General features: G+C 39.4%; 23 protein-coding genes and 1 tRNA gene. All 24 read left to right on the top strand.

What is annotated here, in order from left to right; genetic code table 11:
• The first annotated feature begins 6 nt into the window (after positions 1-6).
• The 24 genes from mnmE (at position 7) to QE450_RS20090 (ending at position 23,338) form a co-directional block, all read left to right on the top strand.
• Entirely contained in the window at positions 7-1,383 is a 1,377-nt protein-coding gene (mnmE, locus tag QE450_RS20205) for a tRNA uridine-5-carboxymethylaminomethyl(34) synthesis GTPase MnmE (protein ID WP_273614298.1), read from the top strand.
• Positions 1,384-1,579: 196 nt separating this feature from the next.
• Entirely contained in the window at positions 1,580-3,466 is a 1,887-nt protein-coding gene (gene mnmG / locus QE450_RS20200; RefSeq protein ID WP_307301687.1) for a tRNA uridine-5-carboxymethylaminomethyl(34) synthesis enzyme MnmG, read from the top strand.
• Positions 3,467-3,469: 3 nt separating this feature from the next.
• Positions 3,470-4,192 carry a 16S rRNA (guanine(527)-N(7))-methyltransferase RsmG gene (rsmG, locus tag QE450_RS20195; protein WP_307301685.1) on the top strand — a complete coding sequence of 241 codons (723 nt, stop codon included), beginning with the start codon at positions 3,470-3,472 and terminating at the stop codon, positions 4,190-4,192.
• A gap of 278 nt (positions 4,193-4,470) precedes the next feature.
• Complete coding sequence (gene noc / locus QE450_RS20190) at positions 4,471-5,289, top strand: nucleoid occlusion protein (protein ID WP_273614295.1); 819 nt, start codon at positions 4,471-4,473, stop codon at positions 5,287-5,289.
• Between the two features lie 94 nt (positions 5,290-5,383).
• The gene (locus QE450_RS20185; protein ID WP_204825746.1) at positions 5,384-6,145 is read left to right on the top strand and encodes a ParA family protein; all 762 of its coding nucleotides are present in this window, start codon (positions 5,384-5,386) and stop codon (positions 6,143-6,145) included.
• Entirely contained in the window at positions 6,138-6,986 is an 849-nt protein-coding gene (locus QE450_RS20180; RefSeq protein WP_301262508.1) for a ParB/RepB/Spo0J family partition protein, read from the top strand. The genes QE450_RS20185 and QE450_RS20180 overlap by 8 nt, the downstream gene beginning before the upstream one ends.
• 16 nt (positions 6,987-7,002) lie before the next feature.
• The gene (locus QE450_RS20175) at positions 7,003-8,175 is read left to right on the top strand and encodes an aminotransferase class V-fold PLP-dependent enzyme (RefSeq protein WP_307301681.1); all 1,173 of its coding nucleotides are present in this window, start codon (positions 7,003-7,005) and stop codon (positions 8,173-8,175) included.
• Positions 8,176-8,272: 97 nt separating this feature from the next.
• Positions 8,273-8,785 (top strand): DUF4446 family protein, encoded by a 513-nt coding sequence (locus tag QE450_RS20170; protein WP_273614292.1) that lies wholly within the window; start codon positions 8,273-8,275, stop codon positions 8,783-8,785.
• Positions 8,786-8,951: 166 nt separating this feature from the next.
• Positions 8,952-9,203: a putative Se/S carrier protein gene (locus QE450_RS20165; protein WP_274171332.1), complete on the top strand. Its 252-nt coding sequence runs from the start codon at positions 8,952-8,954 to the stop codon at positions 9,201-9,203.
• Between the two features lie 12 nt (positions 9,204-9,215).
• Complete coding sequence (locus QE450_RS20160) at positions 9,216-10,244, top strand: mechanosensitive ion channel domain-containing protein (protein WP_273614290.1); 1,029 nt, start codon at positions 9,216-9,218, stop codon at positions 10,242-10,244.
• Positions 10,245-10,350: 106 nt separating this feature from the next.
• Entirely contained in the window at positions 10,351-10,569 is a 219-nt protein-coding gene (locus QE450_RS20155) for a DUF951 domain-containing protein (RefSeq protein WP_273614289.1), read from the top strand.
• 587 nt (positions 10,570-11,156) lie between these two features.
• A tRNA-Ser gene (locus tag QE450_RS20150) sits at positions 11,157-11,248 on the top strand.
• Positions 11,249-11,503: 255 nt separating this feature from the next.
• Positions 11,504-11,791 carry a 30S ribosomal protein S6 gene (gene rpsF / locus QE450_RS20145; protein ID WP_204825753.1) on the top strand — a complete coding sequence of 96 codons (288 nt, stop codon included), beginning with the start codon at positions 11,504-11,506 and terminating at the stop codon, positions 11,789-11,791.
• A 40-nt stretch (positions 11,792-11,831) separates the two neighbouring features.
• The gene (ssb, locus tag QE450_RS20140) at positions 11,832-12,338 is read left to right on the top strand and encodes a single-stranded DNA-binding protein (RefSeq protein WP_273614288.1); all 507 of its coding nucleotides are present in this window, start codon (positions 11,832-11,834) and stop codon (positions 12,336-12,338) included.
• A gap of 21 nt (positions 12,339-12,359) precedes the next feature.
• A complete protein-coding gene (gene rpsR / locus QE450_RS20135; protein WP_069326395.1) occupies positions 12,360-12,635 on the top strand; it encodes a 30S ribosomal protein S18 in 276 nt (91 codons plus the stop codon).
• Positions 12,636-12,860: 225 nt separating this feature from the next.
• Positions 12,861-13,883 (top strand): LCP family protein, encoded by a 1,023-nt coding sequence (locus QE450_RS20130; RefSeq protein WP_273614287.1) that lies wholly within the window; start codon positions 12,861-12,863, stop codon positions 13,881-13,883.
• A gap of 168 nt (positions 13,884-14,051) precedes the next feature.
• A complete protein-coding gene (locus QE450_RS20125; protein WP_204825756.1) occupies positions 14,052-14,510 on the top strand; it encodes a CBS domain-containing protein in 459 nt (152 codons plus the stop codon).
• 105 nt (positions 14,511-14,615) lie between these two features.
• Positions 14,616-15,554 (top strand): DUF2232 domain-containing protein, encoded by a 939-nt coding sequence (locus QE450_RS20120; RefSeq protein ID WP_273614286.1) that lies wholly within the window; start codon positions 14,616-14,618, stop codon positions 15,552-15,554.
• A gap of 11 nt (positions 15,555-15,565) precedes the next feature.
• A complete protein-coding gene (locus QE450_RS20115) occupies positions 15,566-17,560 on the top strand; it encodes a DHH family phosphoesterase (protein ID WP_307301671.1) in 1,995 nt (664 codons plus the stop codon).
• Entirely contained in the window at positions 17,557-18,000 is a 444-nt protein-coding gene (gene rplI / locus QE450_RS20110) for a 50S ribosomal protein L9 (RefSeq protein WP_307301669.1), read from the top strand. Before QE450_RS20115 ends, rplI begins: the two co-directional genes overlap by 4 nt.
• 2 nt (positions 18,001-18,002) lie before the next feature.
• The gene (dnaB, locus tag QE450_RS20105; RefSeq protein WP_204825760.1) at positions 18,003-19,364 is read left to right on the top strand and encodes a replicative DNA helicase; all 1,362 of its coding nucleotides are present in this window, start codon (positions 18,003-18,005) and stop codon (positions 19,362-19,364) included.
• A gap of 109 nt (positions 19,365-19,473) precedes the next feature.
• Positions 19,474-19,863: a GNAT family N-acetyltransferase gene (locus QE450_RS20100; protein ID WP_307301667.1), complete on the top strand. Its 390-nt coding sequence runs from the start codon at positions 19,474-19,476 to the stop codon at positions 19,861-19,863.
• A 315-nt stretch (positions 19,864-20,178) separates the two neighbouring features.
• Positions 20,179-21,465: an adenylosuccinate synthase gene (locus tag QE450_RS20095; RefSeq protein ID WP_273614280.1), complete on the top strand. Its 1,287-nt coding sequence runs from the start codon at positions 20,179-20,181 to the stop codon at positions 21,463-21,465.
• 319 nt (positions 21,466-21,784) lie between these two features.
• Entirely contained in the window at positions 21,785-23,338 is a 1,554-nt protein-coding gene (locus QE450_RS20090) for a M23 family metallopeptidase (RefSeq protein WP_307301665.1), read from the top strand.
• Positions 23,339-23,385: the final 47 nt, after the last annotated feature.

Here is a 23,385-nt window from a genome sequence, read left to right as displayed (position 1 = left end):
ATCATTATGATAAGTGATACTATTGCTGCTATATCTACTGCTGTCGGAGAAGCCGGGATAGCAGTTATTCGTGTCAGTGGACCACAGTCGATCGGAGAAGTGGATCAACTTTTTCGAGGAAAACAAAAATTAGTTGATGCTGATAGTCATACTGTACATTATGGATATATTATCGATCCTGATTCAGGTGAAAAAATGGAAGAAGTACTGGTGACGATTATGCGTGCACCGCGTTCATTTACTACTGAAGATGTGGTTGAAATCAGTTCGCATGGTGGGGTTGTATCTGTACGTCGCCTGATGGAACTTCTACTGCAACAACAGATTCGAATTGCAGAACCAGGCGAATTTACCAAACGTGCTTTTTTAAATGGACGGATCGATTTGTCACAAGCTGAAGGTGTAATCGATTTGATTCGTTCCAAATCAGACAAAGCTTTTTCAGTAGCATTGCGTCAGGTGGAAGGGAAGTTATCCCGTCAGATCAAACCACTACAGCAGATATTAATCGAAATGGTTGCTCATATTGAAGTGAATATTGATTATCCTGAACATGATGTAGAATCAGTTACTTCTGATTTTATCAAACAAAAATCACTTGAAGTGATCGGTGGGATCGATGAATTATTACGTACCGCTAATGAAGGTAAGATTCTGCGTGAAGGCATTACAACCGCAATCGTAGGGCGACCGAATGTAGGCAAATCTTCACTGCTTAATACACTAGCGCAAGATAACCGCGCTATTGTTACGGATATTCCGGGTACTACTCGTGATGTTATAGAAGAGTTCGTAACGATTAACAATATTCCTTTGAAATTGTTAGATACCGCTGGTATTCGAGAAACGATTGATGTAGTAGAAAAGATTGGTGTTGAACGATCCCGTACTGCTGTAAGTGAAGCAGATCTAATCTTACTGGTACTTAATCACAATGAAGCTTTACATGAAGATGAAATTCAGTTATTAGAACAATTGAAAGATCGTCAGGTTATTATTATTGTGAATAAAATGGATCTGTATCGTCAGTTGGATCTGGTGAAATTGGAAGAGTATTTCCCGAAAGAAAGTATTGTTACGATGTCTGTGAAAGATCAAAAAGGTATTGATAAGTTAGAAGAAGCGATCTCAACGTTATTTTTTGGAGGTAAATTAGAATCGGCTGATCTGACGTATGTAAGTAATGTGCGCCATATTGCACTGCTCAAACAAGCGAAACGTTCGTTACAAGATGCGTATCAAGCGTCTGATGATATGATTCCAATCGATTTGATTCAAATTGATGTGCGTCTAGCATGGGAACAATTAGGGGAAATTATAGGCGATTCTGCTCCAGATTCGTTGATTGATCAAATTTTCTCGCAATTTTGTCTAGGAAAATAAGTCGTTATACAGCGTTTTTAACATAAACATTTAAAAATTGCGTTAAATTTACGATTTTATCACATGAGTGTGGTTGTTTTACGATATACTTGAGTGTAGGCTTGAGTATGATTCAATCTGACGTGAGCTATAAATAATATAATGTTTAGTTGTGCAGCAAAACTGTATGACTTGAAATATAGAGGAGGTACACTCCATGACATATATGGGTGGAGAATATGATGTTATTGTAATCGGTGCAGGGCATGCAGGTTGTGAATCAGCACTTGCGGCGGCACGTATGGGATGCAGTACATTGATGATTACGATTAATCTGGATATGGTGGCATTTATGCCATGTAATCCTTCTATAGGTGGACCGGCTAAAGGGCATGTAGTACGTGAAATTGATGCGCTTGGCGGCGAAATGGGACGCAATATCGATAAAACATTTATTCAAATGCGGATGTTAAATACAGCTAAAGGTCCTGCTGTACATGCGCTACGTGCACAAGCAGACAAATTTTCATATCAGCATACGATGAAAGAAACGATGGAAGAAGAGCCTAATTTGACGCTTCGTCAAGGTATGGTAGAGCGTCTTATCGTTGAAGATGGACATTGCACAGGAGTTATTACGAAGACAGGTACAACGTATAAAGGTAAATCAATCGTATTAACAACAGGCACGTATTTACGTGGTAAAGTTATTATGGGCGAATTGGCTTATGAAAGTGGTCCGAACAATCAACAACCTTCAATCAAATTGTCAGAACATTTGAAAGAATTAGGTTTTGAATTGGTTCGCTTCAAAACAGGTACACCACCACGTGTGCATCGTGATAGTATTGATTTCTCCAAAACAGAAATTCAACCAGGTGATGATAAAGTTAAATTTTTCTCTTATGAAACCGAATCGTCAAGCAATGAGCAAATGCCTTGCTGGTTAACATATACTTCTTTAGAAACGCATCAAATTATTAGCGACAATCTTCATCGTGCACCGATGTTCTCGGGTATGATCGAAGGAACAGGGCCGCGTTACTGTCCGTCTATTGAAGATAAAATTGTTCGTTTTAGCGACAAACCAAAACACCAGATTTTCCTAGAACCTGAAGGTAAAAATACGTCTGAATATTATGTACAAGGTCTTTCTACCAGTCTGCCTGAAGAAGTGCAATTACAAGTATTACGCTCGATTCCAGGATTGGAAAAAGTAGAAATGATGCGTAACGGATATGCAATCGAATATGATGCAATGGTGCCTACACAATTGTGGCCTACACTTGAAACCAAACAAATGCCTGGATTGTTCACAGCTGGACAAATCAATGGTACGTCTGGTTATGAAGAAGCCGCAGGTCAAGGGATTATGGCTGGAATCAATGCTGCACGCAAAGCACAAGGTAAAGAAGGCGTTGTATTAGATCGCTCGCAAGGATATATCGGTGTATTGATCGATGATCTAGTGACTAAAGGAACTAACGAACCTTACCGTCTACTGACTTCACGTGCAGAATATCGCTTGTTGCTTCGTCATGATAATGCCGATATGCGTTTAACCGAAATTGGACATGATATTGGTCTGGTTAAAGAAGATCGTTATCAGAAGTTTTTGGATAAAAAAGCTAAAGTAGAGCAAGAGATTCAACGTCTTAGCAAAACAAAAGTAAAACCTGTCGAGATCAATGAATTGTTAGCAACGATCGATTCGTCTGCGCTACAAAATGGTGTAGATCTACTAACAGTGCTTCGTCGTCCAGAAGTATCGTATAGCATTATTGAAGCAGTATCGCCTTCACCTGAACCATTAACAGAAGATATGAAAGAGCAAGTTGAGATTCAGATCAAATATGCAGGTTATATTGAAAAACAACAATCTCATGTCGAACGTCTGAAAAAAATGGAACAAAAGAAATTGCCTGAAACGATTGTCTATGAAGAAGTAAAAGGATTAGCTACAGAAGCTCAACAAAAAATGGCTAAAATCCGCCCTTTATCAATCGGACAAGCTTCACGGATATCTGGCGTAACACCAGCAGATATTTCAGTTCTACTTGTATATCTAGAACACTATAATCGGGTAACCGCAGCACGGGGGTAAGGAATGGATCCAATTCAACAGCATTTTACTGACACATTAGCAGCACAACATATTGCAATTAATGAGCAACAATTAGAACAGTTTGAAGGGTATTATCAAGAGCTAATTACCTGGAATGAAAAAATGAATTTGACTGGCATCACTGAACGAGACCAAGTATATAACAAGCATTTTTATGATTCGATTTCTCTTGCTTTTTATATGGATTTGAATGAAATACAGACACTTGCTGATATCGGATCAGGTGCTGGATTTCCAGGTATTCCGCTTAAAATTATGTTCCCACATATCAAGCTACGGATTATCGATTCGCTTAATAAACGGATTCAATTTTTGCAAAGTGTAGTGAATCGTCTGGGACTACAGGGTGTGGAATTAATTCATGGTCGTGCAGAAGAGTGGGGACAAAAAGAAGGTTATCGTGATCATCACGATCTAGTAACCGCTAGAGCAGTTGCCAAGCTTTCGGTATTAAATGAATTTTGCTTACCGTTTGTAAAAACAGATGGTACATTTGCAGCGATGAAAGGGATCGATCCTGCTGAAGAAATTCAGCATGCTTTTCGCAGTCTAGGATTGTTAAAAGGAAAAGTTCGTGAAGTTCATCATTTCCAATTGCCTATAGAAGAATCGGATCGTCATATTATTCTTATTACTAAAGAAGCTGCTACACCAGCCAAGTATCCGCGCAAAGCAGGTACACCGATGAAAGAACCTTTAGGCTAATATGTGATAGCTTGATCATGACTAGAATAGTCTTTGTGCAAAAGTTGTATAGCATTGTTTCACGTGGAACATGCTGTACAACTTTTTGTTATGTTTGAATATAGATCACTATAATTTTAGTCACAATTTTTGTTGTTCTATCATAGGATTATGGGTTGAAAAGTGCTAAAATAATATAGATGGAAGTACAAGGAAATTAGTTGAATGTCTTATTCGTATTATCAAGTACATCTGTTATTCAGGTGTTGCTATCATGAGATTAGGTGGTCTTATACCGAATGAAAGAACAATTTTCCAAATTGTTTGGCTTGACTGAACGCGCACATGGGGAAGAAGTCAAACAGATACCGGTTGCGAATATTACAACTAGCCCGTATCAACCCCGTACTATTTTTGATGATGCTAAAATCGAAGAATTGTGCCAGACGATCAAAACTCATGGTGTAATTCAGCCTATTGTTGTACGTATTCGTAATAATAAATACGAAATTATTGCAGGTGAACGACGCTATCGGGCGGTTACCAAACTAGGTATGCCAACGATTCCAGCTATTGTTCGTGAGTTCAATGATTCACAAGCAGCTTCGATCGCATTGATTGAGAATTTGCAACGTGAAGGATTAACAGCGATCGAAGAAGCGATGGCTTATCAAAAATTAATTGATTTGCATGATCTGACTCAGGAAAGTTTGGCTCAACGCTTGGGTAAAAGCCAGTCTACGATTGCGAACAAAATTAGGCTTTTAAATTTACCTGATGTAATAAAGCAAGCATTAATGGCTCGCCAAGTTACTGAACGACATGCTCGCGCTCTATTATCGCTTGGAAGTGAAGAGTTACAACTTCGTGTACTGAATGACATTATTGAAAAAGAATTGAATGTAAAACAAACAGAAGCTCGTGTAGCTTTTTATAAAGAAAAAACAAATACTGTTAAAAAATCTAAACGGATCTCGTATACCAAAGATGTAAGACTAGCATTGAATACAATTCGCCAATCGATTGATCTTGTGTCTGGATCAGGGCTCGCTATTAATACATCTGAACAAGATCATGAAGACCATTATGAAATTGTGATAAAGATACCAAAACGCTAACAGCGAAGTGCTTTATACACACCTCGGCTGTTAGTATAGAACGGAATAATCATTGTTATCATCAAGCGAATTTCATAATATTGGGGTGAATGAGTTGTCGAAAATTATAGCTATAGCGAATCAAAAAGGTGGCGTTGGTAAAACAACCACATCTGTTAATCTGGGAGCTTGTCTGGCGACTTTGGGTAAGCGGGTTCTGTTAATCGATATTGATCCACAGGGGAATACAACCAGTGGAGTAGGTATCAATAAAGCAGATGTTGAAAATTGTATTTACGATATTATTATTAACGATGTTGCCCCGAAAGATACAATTAAAACAACTGTAATCGAAGGATTGCATATTATTCCGGCTACAATACAACTTGCAGGAGCAGAAGTTGAATTAGTGCCAGCGATATCACGAGAATTGCGCTTAAAAAATGCGATCAGTCAGGTCAAACAAGATTATGATTATATATTGATTGATTGCCCACCATCGCTTGGTATTTTGACGATCAATTCGTTAACCGCAGCAGACTCTGTGTTGATTCCGATTCAATGTGAATATTATGCTTTGGAAGGGCTAAGCCAGCTATTAAATACAGTGCGCTTGGTACAAAAACATTTGAATACTGATCTTCAGATCGAAGGCGTATTGTTAACGATGCTAGATGCACGTACTAATCTAGGTATTCAAGTCATTGAAGAAGTTAAAAAATATTTCCAAGATAAAGTATACCGGACTATTATTCCGCGTAATGTTCGCTTGAGTGAAGCACCTTCACATGGTAAAGCGATTATTACTTATGATCCTCGTTCTAAAGGAGCAGAAGTTTATTTAGAGCTGGCAAAGGAAGTGGTTTCTTATGAGTAAACGTCTTGGTAAGGGGCTAGATGCGCTGATTCCTTCATTATCTGTAAGTGATGACGATAAAATTATAGAAGTTAGCTTAAAAGAATTACGTCCTAATCCATATCAACCGCGTAAACATTTCGATCATGAGTCGATTCAAGAATTAGCAGAATCGATCAGTCAGCACGGGGTTATTCAACCAATTATTGTACGTAAAGTGTTAAAAGGATACGAAATTATTGCCGGAGAACGTCGGTATCGTGCTTCAGAAGTAGCCGGTAAAAAGTCGATTCCGACAGTCATTCGTAGCTTCACAGATCAACAAGTAATGGAAATAGCATTAATCGAAAATGTACAGCGTGAAAACTTAAATGCACTGGAAGTAGCTACTGCTTATCAAGCTCTGATGGAAGAGTTCAAAATGACGCAAGAAGAATTAGCGACCAAAGTTGGTAAATCTCGTTCTCATATCGCTAACTTTTTACGATTATTATCACTGCCTGATGCTGTCAAAGAACATGTTTCACGTGGAACATTATCAATGGGACATGCCCGTTCATTAGTCAGTGTTAAAAAAGAAGAACTGATTATTGCTCTGGCTAATAAAGCTATTGAACAAGCTTGGAATGTACGCCAACTAGAAGAAGCAGTTCAGAACCTAGACAAAAAGAAAGAAGATTCAACTAAAAGTAAAATCAAAAAAACAGATCCTTATCTGGTAGACGTTGAAGAAACGTTACGTGACCGTTTTCAGACGACTGTTAAAATTAAACATAGCAACAAAGACAAAGGCAAAATCGAATTGAATTATTACAGTAAGCAAGATTTAGAACGATTGTTAGAAATGCTAAATCAGATGTAAGCAGGAGGATGCTACATTGTCAGCTCAATATCATGAGACTCAAAATGTAATCTATCTAGATCATGCAGCTACATCTTTTCCTAAGCCGCCTGAAGTGAGTCAAGCGTTGTTATATGCGTTAGAACAAGCTTCTGCTAATCCTGGTCGTGGTAGCCATCGTATGGCTGTTCAAGCGAGTCGTGAATTATTTAATTGTCGCAAAACATTATCCCAACTTCTAGATGTACATAACCCTGTAGATATTGCTTTTACAGCCAATACTACAGTAGCTCTGAATATGGCTATTCAAGGGTATCTAGAAGCAGGAGATCATGTGATATCTACCATGACAGAACATAATTCTGTACGTCGACCTTTAGAAGCGCTAATACGTAGTATAGGTATAGAAGTGACCTATATTGCTGTAAATGCTCAAGGAGATATTAATTTAGCTGAAGTGAATCAAGCCTTTACGCCGCGAACGCGGCTTTTGGTATGTAATCATAGTTCTAATCTATTGGGTAGCATATTACCTGTTGCTGAATTGTCTAGTATCGCTCATGATCATGGAACCAAAATTTTGGTCGATATCGCTCAGAGTGCAGGTCATATCCCTGTATCGTTATCATCATGGCAAATCGATATGGCTGCTTTTCCAGGTCATAAAGGATTGTTAGGCCCGCAAGGAACAGGCGGTTTATATATAGCACCTGATATGGATCTTCACCCTTGGATCTATGGAGGCACTGGGAGCCAATCAGAAGAGATCAATCAACCGACTGTAAGACCGGATCGATATGAAGCAGGAACACCTAATACGCCTGGTATAGCAGGTCTACAGGCAGGTGCTCGGTATGTGTTAGAGCGTTCAGTGTTTACTATTGCTAGAGAAGAGCAACAGTTATCGCAAATGATGATCGAAAAGTTATTAAATATCCCGAGTGTACATGTTTTGGGACCTGAACTTGGCAAAGAACGTACAGGTATTGTATCTTTTATAATGGAGCATAAAGACAGTGCAGAGATTGCTTTTCGCTTAGATCGAGAATTCGGTATAGCGGTACGAGCAGGAATGCATTGTACTCCACTTGCTCATATATCAGCAGGGACTTTAAATACAGGGGCTGTACGCGCTAGTGTTGGATATCGATCTACCACAGATGATATCGATCGTCTGATTGAAGCCATTCAATATATTCATCGTACGTAACATCAGAGATGAATAATTCAATAAATAAGATGTTCTAACTAAGCTTATTAGAAAATATAAATAGCAATAAAAGAAGGAAAGAGGAGAGCAGACAACGATGGCGGAATTGAATGGACTGATAGCAGAACAGTTGTATTTGTTTGTAGGAGGTATAGCTGTAATCATGATTATCTTATTGATTATTGCTATCGTACAAGCAGTCAAATTAAGCAAAATGCGCAAACGGTACAATCAGATGATGGCAGGTAGTGGAGTCGAAAACTTGGAAACACTATTGCTAGACTTGAAATTACAAATGGATTCGATAGAAGATGATGAACAGAACAAACGTGATCGTTTTCAAGCGATCGAAAATCGTTTGCGTCAAGTACCGGCACATATCGGAATGAAACGATACAATGCTTTTTCTGATCATGGTAGTGATCTTAGCTTTTCACTTGCTATTCTAAATGATGAATCAGACGGTGTTATTCTTACAGGGCTTCACAATCGAGATAGCTCGTATATGTATGCGAAGCCGATTGTCAAAAGCGAATCTACCTACAACTTATCTCCTGAAGAAAAAGAAGCCATTCAACTTGCAAAATCGCCAACACCAACCAAATCATAAGTAAGGCTTAAAAGCCTTATTACCGCCGTCGTGATCACAAAGATGCTAATATAGCTCTTATGTTTACGGCGGCGATTTTGTATCTATAGACAGATACGTGTAAGCTTTAAGAAAGAGAACGCATAATTTGTAGGGACATCAATTGTAAAAGGGGGTAAAGAAAAAGATGGATGATATACTGGTGATTGCTTTTGATTCTACGCAGCAGGCATTACGAGCAGAGATGTTACTGGAATACGCAGATATTGAAAATGATATGTTCCCTACACCGAAAGAAATTACCGCTGGTTGTGCGCTATGTATACAATTCCCAGAAACAGATTTGCAAGAAGTCGATCATATTATTAAAACAGAACAAGTTGAAATCCGAGGCATTTTCAAACAAAAACAACAGACATATGAGCAAGTTGTGTTATAGGAGGGTGAATGAATGAAAGGCTTTTTAAATCAAGAAACAGGTGGACAAGATATTCAGCAATTAACAGAAACAGCTACAGATCAAGTTAGCGGATTTACGAGCGGGTTGTGGAAATGGGCGAGCGATACAGATATGTGGTGGCAATTTTTATTTTCCAGTATTCGTATAGTTCTGATTTTTATACTAACTCAAATCGCTATTAAAGTTATAAGCAAAGTGATTGAGCGTTCTTTGCAAGGGAAAGACAAAAGTAGGCTAAGAACGAATCCAAGACGGTTTATTACGATAGGTGAACTATTAAAAAACGTTGTTTCTAGTGTGTTTAATTTTATTATGATTATGTTAGTGTTGAATGAATTCGGATTTAATTTGACACCGTTATTAACAGGGGCCGGGGTAGCAGGTCTAGCAATCAGTTTTGGTGCACAAAGTATTGTTAAAGATATTATTACAGGATTCTTTATTATTTTTGAAGATCAATTTGCAGTAGGTGATGTGATTCAAGTAGGAACGTATAAAGGAACTGTACAGATGGTGGGATTACGTACAACCCGTCTAGTCAGCTGGAATGGTGAAGTGAATATTATTCCCAACGGTTCAATTATCAGTGTAACGAACTTTTCACTTTCTAATTCGTTGGCTGTTGTAGACGTTCCATTGAAATTAGAACGAAGTATGGACGATGCGCTGAAATTAGTAAAACAAGCGGTAGAAGAATTGAAAGACGATCATCCAGAAATGTTGAAAATGCCAGAAGTGTTAGGGATTCAATCGTTAACAACAGCAGAGTATGCGATTCGAATCGTTGCCGAGTGTCAGCCGAATTCACGAGCAGGAGTAGAGCGTGCGGTACAAACGGCTGTCAAAAAAGCACTGGATCATGAAGAAGAGCAACGGCTATTGTTAGAAGCCCAGCAACAAGAGGAAGAAGCTCGAAAACAAAAAGAATTAGAAGCAGCCAATACTCCGTTACAAGGTGAAGGAGAACTAGAATCACAGGCAAAAGATAAACGAGACGAAAATATATCAAACGATCAATAAAAGCGATAAGAATAATCAATATAAACATGTGGATAAGTGTGATAAAGTATAAGATTATAGGACGATAGAGAAAGTAATGCGATCAGGAACGGTGGAGGGTGAGGAAATGGAACGTAAGGTTTTTCAATTGGGCGATATTGTGCAAATGAAAAAGCCACATCCTTGTGGAAGTAATGAGATGGAAATTATTCGAATGGGGATGGATATTCGGATAAAATGTGTAGGTTGTAAGCATAGTATATTAGTACCTAGAGCCAAATTTGAGAAAAATATGAAAAAAGTATTACGCTCGGTAGATAGTGAAGTTCAACCAATGAGTGAGTAAGCGACTGAAGAAAATATAAAGTTATCAACAGCATACAGATGAAAAAGAGTGAAATCAAAGGTTATCCACTGTGGATAACCTTTTTTATTTGCTTTTTAGTAGGATTGTGCATAACTATAGAAATCAAAAAGATAGATATAACAGTGAGATAGTAGAATATAACAGGAGACGATCGAAAGCAAGTTTTATAGTAGATTATGGCTCAAATCTAGTCATAAATCAGAGGATAAAGTATAGAACGTAGTTGATTTTATATGATTATCAGCAAAATCAAGAGGAAATAGATACAGGAAGAGCACCAGCAAAGAAATGAGATTCCTAGCGATAAATCCTATTAAAATAAAGGATATTCAACAAAATCTATAAAAATGCATAGGATGTATAAAGCTTTGCCTAATGGCAACAAAGACTCTAAAACTGTTATAGTACAGATAGATACAGTAACAATTGAGCGATAATATGTATAGTTGAGTTGGATTATGACCAGGTACCAATATAGGCGGAAAATGCTGTTCTGTAAAGGGAAATCTATTCTTGCCAACCTAAATACAATGCAGTATAATCAATTTTGTTGTCAACTCAGACAAGGAGAGGTACCCAAGAGGTTATAAGGGGACTGACTCGAAATCAGTTAGGCGCTTCAGGGCGTGCGAGGGTTCGAATCCCTCTCTCTCCGCCACTTTTACTTCCATATTATTTTTGCAACTTACATATCGTTTACTAAGCTCTGTCGCAGAATTGCGATGGAGCTTTTTTAATTTATATCTATAGTAATAAAGAGGAAGTTATAAGAAGCTGAACTAAATTTTGTTTTCGTTAAAATAAAGCTTGTATTCGTATCTTATATTTTGGTATAATCATATAGTTCGAGTCTGTGCTCGTTCCTTGCTCCTGACATTGATTAGGGGCCTTAGTCCAAGAGGAGGTGAAAACTATGCGCAATTATGAAGTGATGTACATTCTTCGTCCTGAACTGGAACAAGAAGCTGTAGATGCAGCTGTTGAGAAGTTCAAAGGCATCATCACAAACGGCGGCGAAATTACAAAGCATGATGTAATGGGTAAACGTCGTCTTGCGTATGAGATCAAGAAAATTCGTGACGGTATCTATGTATTGGTAAACTTCCAATCAGCACCAGAAGTTGTTGCTGAACTAGAACGTCTTATGAAGATTTCTGACGATGTTATTCGTTATCTCATTACTGTTGACGTTACTAAATAATCTGCTTAAATTGTAAGAACCGTTCGAGGAGGGGATTGGATTGCTAAACCGTGTCATTTTGATCGGCCGGTTAACCAAAGACCCGGAGCTTCGCTATACACCCGCTGGTGTAGCTGTAACCCAGTTTACATTAGCAGTGGATCGTCCTTTTACGAGCCAAGGTGGAGAGCGCGAAGCGGACTTTATCCCGGTCGTCACTTGGAGACAACTGGCTGAAACTTGTGCTAACTATTTACGAAAAGGTCGCTTAACTGCGGTTGAAGGCCGAATTCAAGTACGTAATTATGAGAATAATGAAGGAAAACGTGTTTACGTGACTGAAGTTATTGCTGATAATGTTCGTTTCCTTGAATCTAATCGTGATGGTGGCGGCAGTGGAGGATCATCCCGTGAAGAGTCTTCCAATAATTCTAACAATAGCGGCGGCGGTAATAACCGTAGCAACTATAATAGTAATAATGGAAACAACAACTCACGAGATAACCAGGACCCATTCTCTGATGACGGTAAACCGATAGATATTTCCGATGATGATTTGCCATTTTAATGAAAGAAAGGACTGAATGATATGAGCTTCAATAGACGCGAAAGCGGCGATGGAGAAGGCAGACGTCCAGGTGGACGCCGTGGCCGTAACAAACGTCGTAAAGTATGTTTTTTCACTGTAAACAAAATTAAGCACATCGATTATAAAGATACGGACTTGCTTCGTAAATTTATCAGCGAACGTGGTAAAATTTTGCCACGCCGTGTAACAGGTACAAGTGCTAAATACCAACGTATGTTGACTATCGCGATTAAACGTTCTCGTCAAATCGCATTGCTACCTTACACAACTGAGTAGTATATATTTATTACTATTATAAATATATGCAGATAAATCGTTGATTTGTCTGTTTCTATAGCGCACAGAATCATGTCTGGATTTCGAAGATGTGATCCTGTGCGCTTTTTATGTTGTAAATATGCTTTTTGAAGTATAATTAGCAAAACCATCAACCTGTGTCATAGTCGTTATCAAACGTTTAATGAAGATAATACGGGTCTGTCTGAAAAGAGGAATGGATGAATGGCGAGAAAACGTAAAATAGCTATTGGAGCTGCAATTGCATTAGTTGTCGTAGCTGGAAGCCTTTTTCTGTTGCGGAAACCGATCTCTGCATTGATGTTCGATTGGTTCGTAGCGGGCAGTATTGAAGATCAATTAGCACAGACATATCAACCTGTACGTCAAATTGGCGGCGAGCAAGAAGCTACCGAAGCACTTCCTGTACTGACAGAGCCGTTTTCAATGTTATTGGTTGGCAGTGATCAACGTGATAACGAGACTGCACGTTCAGATACCCTTATCTATGCTGTTATGCGTCCTCTGGAATCTAAAGTGCTACTCATTTCGATTCCACGCGATACGTACACTGAGATTATAGGCAAAGACAAAAAAGATAAAATCAATCATGCCTTTGCATTTGGTGGTATCAAGATGACGATGGATACGGTTGAGAATCTTATGGATGAAAAGCTACAATATTATGCCACGATTAATTTTCAAGGTCTTATTGATTCTGTAGATGCCTTAGGAGGCATAAAATTACCGATAGAAGAAGATATCGTAAATAAAGATCCTAACCATGAGCAGTTTACTATCAAAGGCGGTAAGCCTATTTATTCTGGACAAGAAGCACTTTATTATGTGCGCTATCGTGAAGATAGTGATTTTAGACGTACCAAACGTCAGCAGATTTTTTTACAAGCTCTGGCAGACCAAGCGATACAGCTTAATCAGATTGAAAAAATTCCTCAATTGTTAGATATTATGGGTACTAATTTCAAAACAGATATGCGCCCACAAACGATTACAGGCTTAGCAAGTCAAATCTTACGTACCGGCAAGCCTGAAGTGACTTCATTTACGATTGCTGGTGATGGAGAATATGTAGATGGTGTATATTATGAAGTGCCGCGTGAAAGTGAAATTAAAGAAGCGAGAGATTTGATCGATGAATGGATGAAATCAGACGCTTCTGATTCCGATATAAATAATAGAGATTCAGCCGATGGAGCTACCGACACTGCGGGTTCTCTGATTCACTAGCTTGCTTTATTGTCACGTCAATATCGCTTAGAATGAAAGAGAATCCTGAAACGAAGTATGGGCTGAAACGTACTGTACAGGATTGAGCACAAGCCTATTCATACCAAAACAATGATTCAGGATAAGATCATGTTCGTGGTCTTGAGATTATGAGAGGAAGGATTTTTCATGAATATTGCGTTTTTTCTGCTACCGAAGCAGGAGGTCGTTTGTGTCACCCTTAATTCGACACTACGTCAGACGCTTGAAAGAATGGAATACCATCGCTATACGTCAGTGCCGATGTTGAATAAAGATGGAGGATACGCAGGTACAGTAACAGAAGGCGATCTATTATGGTTTATGAAAAATTCCGAAGGCAAAGTGACTTTTGAGAACGCTTCTAAATTTCTAATGTCGGATGTACCTTTGCAAAAAGACAATAAGCCTGTATCCATCGATGCGAATATGGAGGATTTGATCAATCTAGCAAAAGTACAGAACTTTGTACCTGTTGTCGATGATATGAATCGTTTTATTGGTATTGTTAGACGTAGTCAGATTATAGAATATTGTGAGCAATTTGTACGTAGTGGGGAGTATAACCCTGAAAAATCAAGAATGGCTAAGAATATGAAAGTTACGTAAGCAGTATCGATAAATCGATGTGTGTTTATTAGCGTTTATGCTATAATTATGAGTAAATCTTTTTTAGCTAATTGCTGAATAACATGTAGGTAAGAGGTGAATGTTTTGAAATTGCGCTGGACATCGGTGGCATGGAGTATAGCTTATTTGCTTCTGTTGCTGTCTTTATTAACTTCATTATCCATTATAACGATATTTTTTCTGATTGTGCCTGTAGTCGTGCTGTACTCGACACTATCCTTGCGCCAATTCATTATGCACCTGGTTCCAGTCTGGTTGATTACGATGATCGTAGCGATTCAGCTAGAAGGTAGGTTAGGCATTTATGTAGCGATACTGGGCATATTCTTTATGGTTCCAGGTATTGTAATGGGACGGTTGTACAAAAAGAATGCATCTGCACTTCGAGTAATATTTACGACCGGAATTACCACGCTAGTCGAAATGTTATTGTTATTAATTTTTGCTACAGTAGTCTATAAGTTTAATCTAGCGATCTATGTAAAAGATATTGTAGAGCTATCTGTCGCTCCGATGCGAGCGATGGCGGATATCAATCCAGATATCGCTGATATCTTCTCGCCGGAATTTGTGCGTGGATTGTGGAATTATACATTACAGATGATTCCATTTGCTTTGATTATCAGTTCATTTACAATGGTTGTGATTACACATGCCATTTGTCGTCCGATTTTGGAAGGCATGAACTACTCTGTTCCTAAATTAAGACCTGCGCGTGATTGGAGATTACCTCGATCATTGATCTGGTATTATTTACTTGCTGTATTTTTAGAATATTTTGTAGCTACAAATATAACAGGTGTATTGGCAGCGTTCGTTCTTAATTTCATGCCGCTGATACATATTGCTTTTACGATTCAAACGATTGGCTTTGTATTTTTCTTAGGTCATCATCGGAAATGGAATTCGTTTCTTCCGTTTCTGTTAGCTTTAGTTGTGGTATTGATTCCACCACTTCGTATTGTCGGTATTATTGATCTAGCGTTCCCGCTCCGCGAATATATTACGAGACCGAAACGGTAAGGTGATGAATGATGCCTAATTTTTTATTAAACCGCTGGCATGGTTATCGAACAGTATGGGCTTCATTGCTTATGCTTGTTCTGGTCATTTTGCTGTCTTGGTTCAATTGGATGATCGGACTGGCTGCACTTTGCTGTGTGATTTTGTTCGGTGTATCTTTACTTCGTGCAGAGCTTACGTTTCGCAGGGAATTGGATGAGTATATCGCGGGATTATCTTTTCGGATTAGACGGGTAGAGGAGGAAGCGGTCAGTACGCTTCCTTTTGGTCTTATTTTATATGACAATCAGTATACGATTGAATGGCATAATCGTTATATCGGTAGTATGTTTGGACGCAAAACACTGGTAGGCACTTCGCTTGAAGAATGTTTTCCACGGTTTGGTGATACGTATCAGCAAGCCAGAGAAGAAGCGCGCAAAGAGTCTTCAAAAGAAGTACGCTTTGAATTGCCACATGGACATTTAACGATCGAGTTTATTATTTTACCTGATGAACGATTGATTTATTTGCAAGATGTAACGACATTTGCAGATTTGCGTGATCGTCATGAAGAAGAACGTCTGGCACTTGGTATTGTATTTTTAGATAACTTTGATGAAGCTTCGCAAGGAATGGATGATCAACAGCGTACCAGTCTGATTGCGCGTGTTGCTACACGAATTACCGATTGGGCCAAAAACTACGGTATCTATGTAAGACGATTATCCTCCGAGCGTTACTTATTGCTACTTAATCAAAAGTCTTTGCGCGAATTGGAACAAAGTCGGTTTGTGATTTTGGATGAGATTCGAGAAATGACTGCTGATCTTAAAGTGCCGTTAACGCTTAGTGTCGGAGTAGGATTCGGTGCAGGTAGTATCAGTGAGCTGGGTGAACTGGCACAATCCAGTCTGGATATGGCTCTGGGGCGTGGCGGAGATCAAGCCGCTGTCAAAGCAGATCAACGTCTATCTTTTTATGGTGGTAAGTCTAATGCGGTAGAGAAGCGTACAAGAGTGCGTGCGCGTGTAATTGCTCATGCTCTACGTGATCTAATGCTAGATAGTGATCAAGTGCTTATTATGGGTCACAAAATACCGGATATGGATGTGGTCGGTGCAGCTATCGGCATGTTGAAAGCTGCTGATATGTATGATGTAGATGCGTATATCGTACTTGATAAAGTCAATCCATCAATTGAGAAAATGATGGAGCGTATTGAGCTGGACGAACGGTTATCTGTACGCTTTATTACACCGGATGAAGCACTGAATGCGATGTCTGAACAGACATTATTAGTGGTGGTTGATACGCACAAATCGTCGATGACGATTGAGCCGAAGTTGGTTGATCGAGCGAAGCGTGTTGTGGTTGTCGATCATCATCGTCGCGGGGAAGAATTTATCAATGATGCTGTTCTGGTATATCTAGAGCCGTATGCTTCTTCTACTTGTGAACTTGTAACCGAACTATTGCAATATATTCATGATAAAGTACAATTTACAACACTGGAAGCTACTTCGCTTCTAGCTGGGATTATTGTAGATACCAAGCATTTTGCGCTACATACCGGTTCACGTACATTTGAAGCGGCAGGATTTTTGCGTCGCAATGGTGCAGATACCGTATTGGTACAACGAATGCTCAAAGAAGAATTAGGCGACTATATCGCCAAAGCTGAGATTATTAAGCACGCCAAAATTATTCATAATCATGTTGCTTTGGCTGTAACTGAACCCGGTCATCAGGTTCCACAACTGTTGATTGCACAGGTGGCAGATTCGCTACTTAATATGAATAATGTACATGCTTCATTTGTGATTAGCGAGCGAATGGATGGCTTAATTGGAATTAGTGCCCGTTCTCTTGGTAAAATGAATGTACAGGTCGTGATGGAACGATTAGGCGGTGGCGGTCATTTGACCAATGCAGCCGTTCAGCTTGAAGGTAGTATCGAATATGCGGAGTCACGACTTCGTGAAGTACTAGATCAAATGGAAAAGGAAGAGGGGTTATTTGAATGAAAGTTATTTTTCTTAAAGACGTAAAAGGTAGCGGTAAAAAAGGTGAAGTAAAAGAGGTGGCAGACGGTTACGCACAAAACTTCTTGATCAAAAACGGTCATGCTAAACCAGCAACAGGCGGCAATGTAAAAATTCTTGAAAATCAAGCAGCCGCTGTAGAAAGACAAAAACAAGAAGAAAAAGAAGAAGCAGAAGTTCTTGCGAAACAACTTGAAGCATTGACGATTGATCTAAAAGCTAAATCCGGTGAAGGTGGACGCTTATTCGGAGCAATCACAAGTAAACAAATCGCTGAAGCGTTGAGAAAAAAAGGACATAAAGTCGATAAACGTAAAATTGAATTGGATGAGCCTATCCGTACATTGGGTGTAACACAAGTTGCTGTAAAATTACATCATGATGTTAAAGCAACGCTCAAAGTCCAAATTACTGAGGAGTAAAAATGGGCGGCGAAATGTTTTACGATCGGGTTCCGCCACAGAATTTAGAAGCGGAACAGGCGGCACTCGGAGCGATCTTGCTTCAGTCGGAAGCGTTAATTACAGTGATGGAACGGGTAGACAGCGAAGATTTTTACGATAAATCACACCAACTGATCTATGAAGCAATGGTTAATCTCGGTGAAGAAAATCAGCCGATAGATCTGATTACATTAACTTCTTTATTACAAGATCGTGGACAGCTAGAAGATATCGGTGGCGTTAGTTATCTGGCGAAGCTTGCTCATGCGGTACCAACAGCGGCTAACGTCGATTATTACGCTCAAATTATCGAAGAAAAGTCGATGTTACGTCGCTTGATTCGAACAGCAACACAGATTGTTAGCGAAGGGTATGGTGGCGGCGAAGATGTCGGCAGTATGCTTGGCGATGCCGAACGACGGATTTTGGAAATTTCTAATCGTCGTACAGGTAGTGGCTTTATCGCGATTCGTGATGTGTTGATGGAAGTATTTGAACGGGTTGAAATTTTGCATCAAAATAGTGGTAATACGACAGGTATTCCGTCTGGATTCGTCGACTTGGACAAAATGACGGCTGGATTTCAGCGAAGCGATCTGATTATTGTAGCAGCTCGTCCTTCGGTAGGTAAAACGGCATTTGCACTGAATATTGCGCAAAATGTAGCGGTACGTGCCAAAGAAACGGTAGCTATTTTCAGTCTGGAGATGTCAGCGGCACAGCTTGTTCAACGTATGATCTGTGCGGAAGCGAATCTGGATGCGAATGTAATGCGTACCGGTGAATTTAAAGGTGATGAAGATTGGGCGAAGCTGACGATGGGTATTTCTTCGTTGTCTGAAGCAGAAATCTATATTGATGATACCCCGGGAATTACCGTTTCAGAGATTCGTGCTAAATGCCGTCGTTTGAAAAAAGAAAAGGGTCTGGGTATGATCGTGATCGATTATCTTCAGCTTATCTCTGGACGCGGTAAAGCCGGCGAGAACCGTCAGCAAGAAGTCTCTGAAATCTCACGTACGCTAAAGCAAATTGCTCGTGAATTGTCCGTACCGGTTATTGCACTGTCTCAGCTCAGTCGTGGTGTAGAGCAACGTCAAGATAAACGCCCGATGATGTCTGACTTGCGGGAATCCGGTTCCATTGAGCAGGATGCGGATATTGTGTCTTTCTTGTATCGGGATGATTATTATAATGCAGATACAGAAAAGAAAAATATTATCGAGATTATTATTGCCAAACAGCGTAATGGTCCGGTAGGTACGGTAGAATTGGTATTTTTGAAAAACTTTAATAAATTCGTAAACTACGAACGTGTTCAATCGGATATGTTCGCAGGATAGCGATCTGAAATAGAATCTGTATAGAATAAGAACTCCTATCATATGTTAGTTAATATGGTGATGGAGTTCTTATTTTTGTATAAACTCTAAATTAAAGGAGGTGTACAATATGTCTGTTCATATCCATATCAATCTATCCATCGCACCTCACGAAGTACCTGATCTGCGTGCAGCGGTAGGATGGGAACGGCGAGAGCAAGATTATCCTGCTTTATTAGAGCGGTGTCAGTTTTATGCAGGAGCGCGAGATGAAGCACAGCGATTGATTGCATTTGGCTATATTTCAGGTATGGGATTGCAACATGGGTATTTAGAAGACATTCTTGTTCATCCTGACTATCGTTATCAACAGCTAGGAACTCATCTAGTACATACGCTATTACAGCAAGCCAAGCATCATCAAATTGAAATTGTAACTTGTACGTTTACAGAAGAACACGCTTCTTTTTACCAAAAATGCGGTTTGACGTTAAGTAAAGGTGGAGTATGGAGAAGTTAAGTGATCATTTCCGAACGATAATATTTTTAATTGAATGTATTGTTCGCTTTTCATTTGACTTTAAAAAAGCAGCCTGTTACACTGATAATGGTGTTGAAAAGCTTACATTGCTTTAGTAAGTCTTTGCGTTACAGCACTGCTATGCCCTTCCGCTGCGAAACGGATCATTATGATTTGCACACGTCTGACCGTTCCTCGCAAGGAAGTTTTCATGCTGTCTGGCTGTTTGCAATATATTCGCTGTTGATCAGTTGTTTTTTGCAACGGACAGCTCAAATTCACGGTGTATAAAAACACCTACGGAGGAATGATTTCATGTCAACTGTAGTCGTTGTGGGAACGCAATGGGGAGACGAAGGAAAAGGTAAAATTACAGACTATCTTTCGGAGAGTGCTGATCTTGTTGCACGTTACCAAGGTGGTAACAATGCAGGTCATACCATCCTAATTAATGAGAAAAAATTCAAATTAACTATGATTCCTTCTGGAATATTTTACGAAGATAAAGCTTGTGTAATCGGTAACGGTATGGTTATTAATCCATCGGCTTTGATCGATGAAATTAACTATGTGCATGACAATGGCTTCACTACCAAAAACTTAACGATTAGCGATCGCGCTCACGTAATTATGCCGTACCATATGGTATTGGATATTTTGGAAGAAGATCGCAAAGGTCCTAACAAAATTGGTACTACACGTAAAGGAATTGGCCCTTGTTACATGGACAAAACAGCTCGTTCGGGTATTCGTATTGCTGATCTGATGGACCCGGAAGAATTTGAAATTAAATTGCGTCATCAAGTAAAAGAAAAAAATCAAGTGATTACACAAGTCTATGGCGGCGAGCCTGTAGATGTAGAAGAAATTTTGAAAGATTACTTAGGTTATGCTGAAATTCTTCGTCAGTATGTACAAGATACATCTGTTGTGTTGAATGATGCGATCGATGCTGGCAAACGTGTTCTTTTTGAGGGCGCACAAGGTGTAATGTTGGATATCGACCAGGGTACATATCCATTTGTGACTTCGTCTAATCCTTCTGCTGGTGGAGTATGTATCGGTTCTGGAGTAGGTCCTTCCAAAATCCAACAAGTTATTGGTGTAGCGAAAGCATACACAACTCGTGTGGGTGATGGTCCTTTCCCTACTGAATTGTTAGATACAACAGGTGATACTATCCGCGAAAAAGGTCATGAATACGGTACAGTAACTGGTCGTCCACGTCGTGTAGGCTGGTTCGATAGTGTTGTAGTTCGTCATGCACGTCGTGTAAGTGGTATTACTGGATTGTCTTTGAACTCTTTAGATGTATTGACAGGTCTGGATACAGTCAAAATCTGTACTGGCTACAAATACAAAGGCGAGTTTATTACTCACTACCCTGCAAGTCTTAAAATGCTTGCTGAATGTGAAGCAGTCTATGAAGAAATGCCAGGTTGGAGCGAAGATATTACTGGCGTGAAGACATTGGATGAATTGCCAGAAACAACACGCAATTATGTTACTCGTGTCTCTGAATTGACTGGTATTCCGATTGCTATCTTCTCTGTAGGACGTAATCGTGAGCAGACAAATCAAGTAGCACCGATCTATCTGTAATCATTAGCTACTATTATAGTAAGTCACTTATAGAAATCATAATTAATAGAAATAAAATAGAAAAGGCATCCGCGAGGGTGCCTTTTTTGTCGTAGTGTGATTCCTATCCATCAGCAAACAAATGTTAATGAACAGTAAAGTTGAAAATTTTGTCGAGATTATGGTAAAGTAAACGGGGAGTAGAAAAGGTTAATTTTTTGACACTTTTAGATGACAATTTTTAATAATTACTACTTATAACTATAACTATAACAATTAACTGAACTTCACTAATAACGTATCTAACCATGAATAGGGATAAGGATAAAAGGAGACGGTCATGAAAGGGTTTAGAAGCAAACTGGGGATGGGGAACACGTCCAAGCAAGATCAGCCGCGTGATCCACAGTTAGAAGTGCAGAACGAACAGCAATCAACCGATCAATCAGAAGCGCCATCAGCATGGTATACCATTACAGTCGATTCGATCCGCAAGGGGAAAAATAAAATGCGTCGTCGTCTGATGATTGCTGCTGGAGGTCTGGTAGTAGTTGGCGGGCTTATTTGGGCAGGCAATCATTATGTAACAGCAAATACGATTCCGTATTATGTGGTATCTGTCAAAGGACAGGCTATCGGTACGATTTTGCATAAGGAAGAATTACAGCAGTTATTTACAACGAAGCGGGCAGCATATCAGAAGAAGTATCCAAAAGCGACGATGGTACTGAATACCAATGGTATTACAACTACAGAAGAACGTGCTTATAAAGCACAGGTCAATTCTGCAAACACACTCAAAACACTGGATGGTATGCTTACTGCATATGCTAAAAGTGTAGAAGTGAATGTTGATGGCAAAGTGATTGGCATTGTTAAAGACCAGAAAGTGATCGATGCTGCCCTAGAACAAGTGAAAGAAAAGTATACAAAAAAAGCAGAATCGGCTAAAGCTTCTACCAAAACATCTACTAAAGCTTATCCAAAACAAGTCACAGGCTTAGAATCGGTGACATTAAAGCAAAAAGTATCTACTGGCGAAATTAAAGCCAATCCTAATAAATTGTTAAGCAGTACACAGTTAGCGAAAGTCATGACAACAGGTGTAGAATCACCAACAACCTATGTGGTACGTGAAGGTGATACGATCAGTTCGATAGCATCAGATCATGATATTACTCAAGAAGAGATTTTTGCGAATAATCCCAAAATTGATGAAATGGCGATGCAGATCGGTGATGAATTAACATTAACGGTTCCGCAACCACCGATTACAGTCACTACATTTGAAGATTATTCCGAGCAGATTGTGACAGAACCTTCTGTAGAGATTCGGAAAAGCGATAGTATGCGTGAAGGTGAGTCCAAAGTGGTAGCTCAAGGAAGTACAGGACTTAAACGGATCGATTATCGGGTAACCAAACAAAACGGTCAGATGTTACGTGAAGAATGGTTAGGTCAAGAGGTGACGAAGAAATCATCGCCTAAAGTAATCATTAAAGGAACCAAAGTAGTACAAGGGGAAGGATCAGGTAATTTGATCTGGCCGGTATCTGGAGCAAGTGTAACCAGTCCTTTTGGACAACGATGGGGCAAGACACATAAAGGGATCGATCTTGTCGGTAGTTCTTCTGTTATGGCAGCAGATGATGGTGTCGTCAGCTATGCAGGAACAATGACCGGTTATGGTAATGTCATTATTATTAATCATAACAATGGCTATGAGACGTTATACGGACATTTAAGCCAGATTGATACCAGTACAGGCGCTATTGTCGAGCAAGGACAACATATCGGTGTAATGGGCAATACAGGGCATTCCACAGGAACTCATTTACACTTTGAAGTACACAGTGGTGGTGCGATTCAGAATCCACTAGGATACTTACCATAAATCGAATAGTAGAATTCTATACAGCTTCTATATACTTTTGATATAGA

The sequence above is a fragment of the Paenibacillus sp. SORGH_AS_0306 genome (assembly GCF_030819345.1).
GTDB classification, from domain to species: Bacteria; Bacillota; Bacilli; order Paenibacillales; family Paenibacillaceae; genus Saccharibacillus; species Saccharibacillus kyungheensis.
The sequence above is the reverse complement of the archived record's forward strand: the minus strand, read 5'-3'. Positions and strand labels throughout refer to the sequence as shown.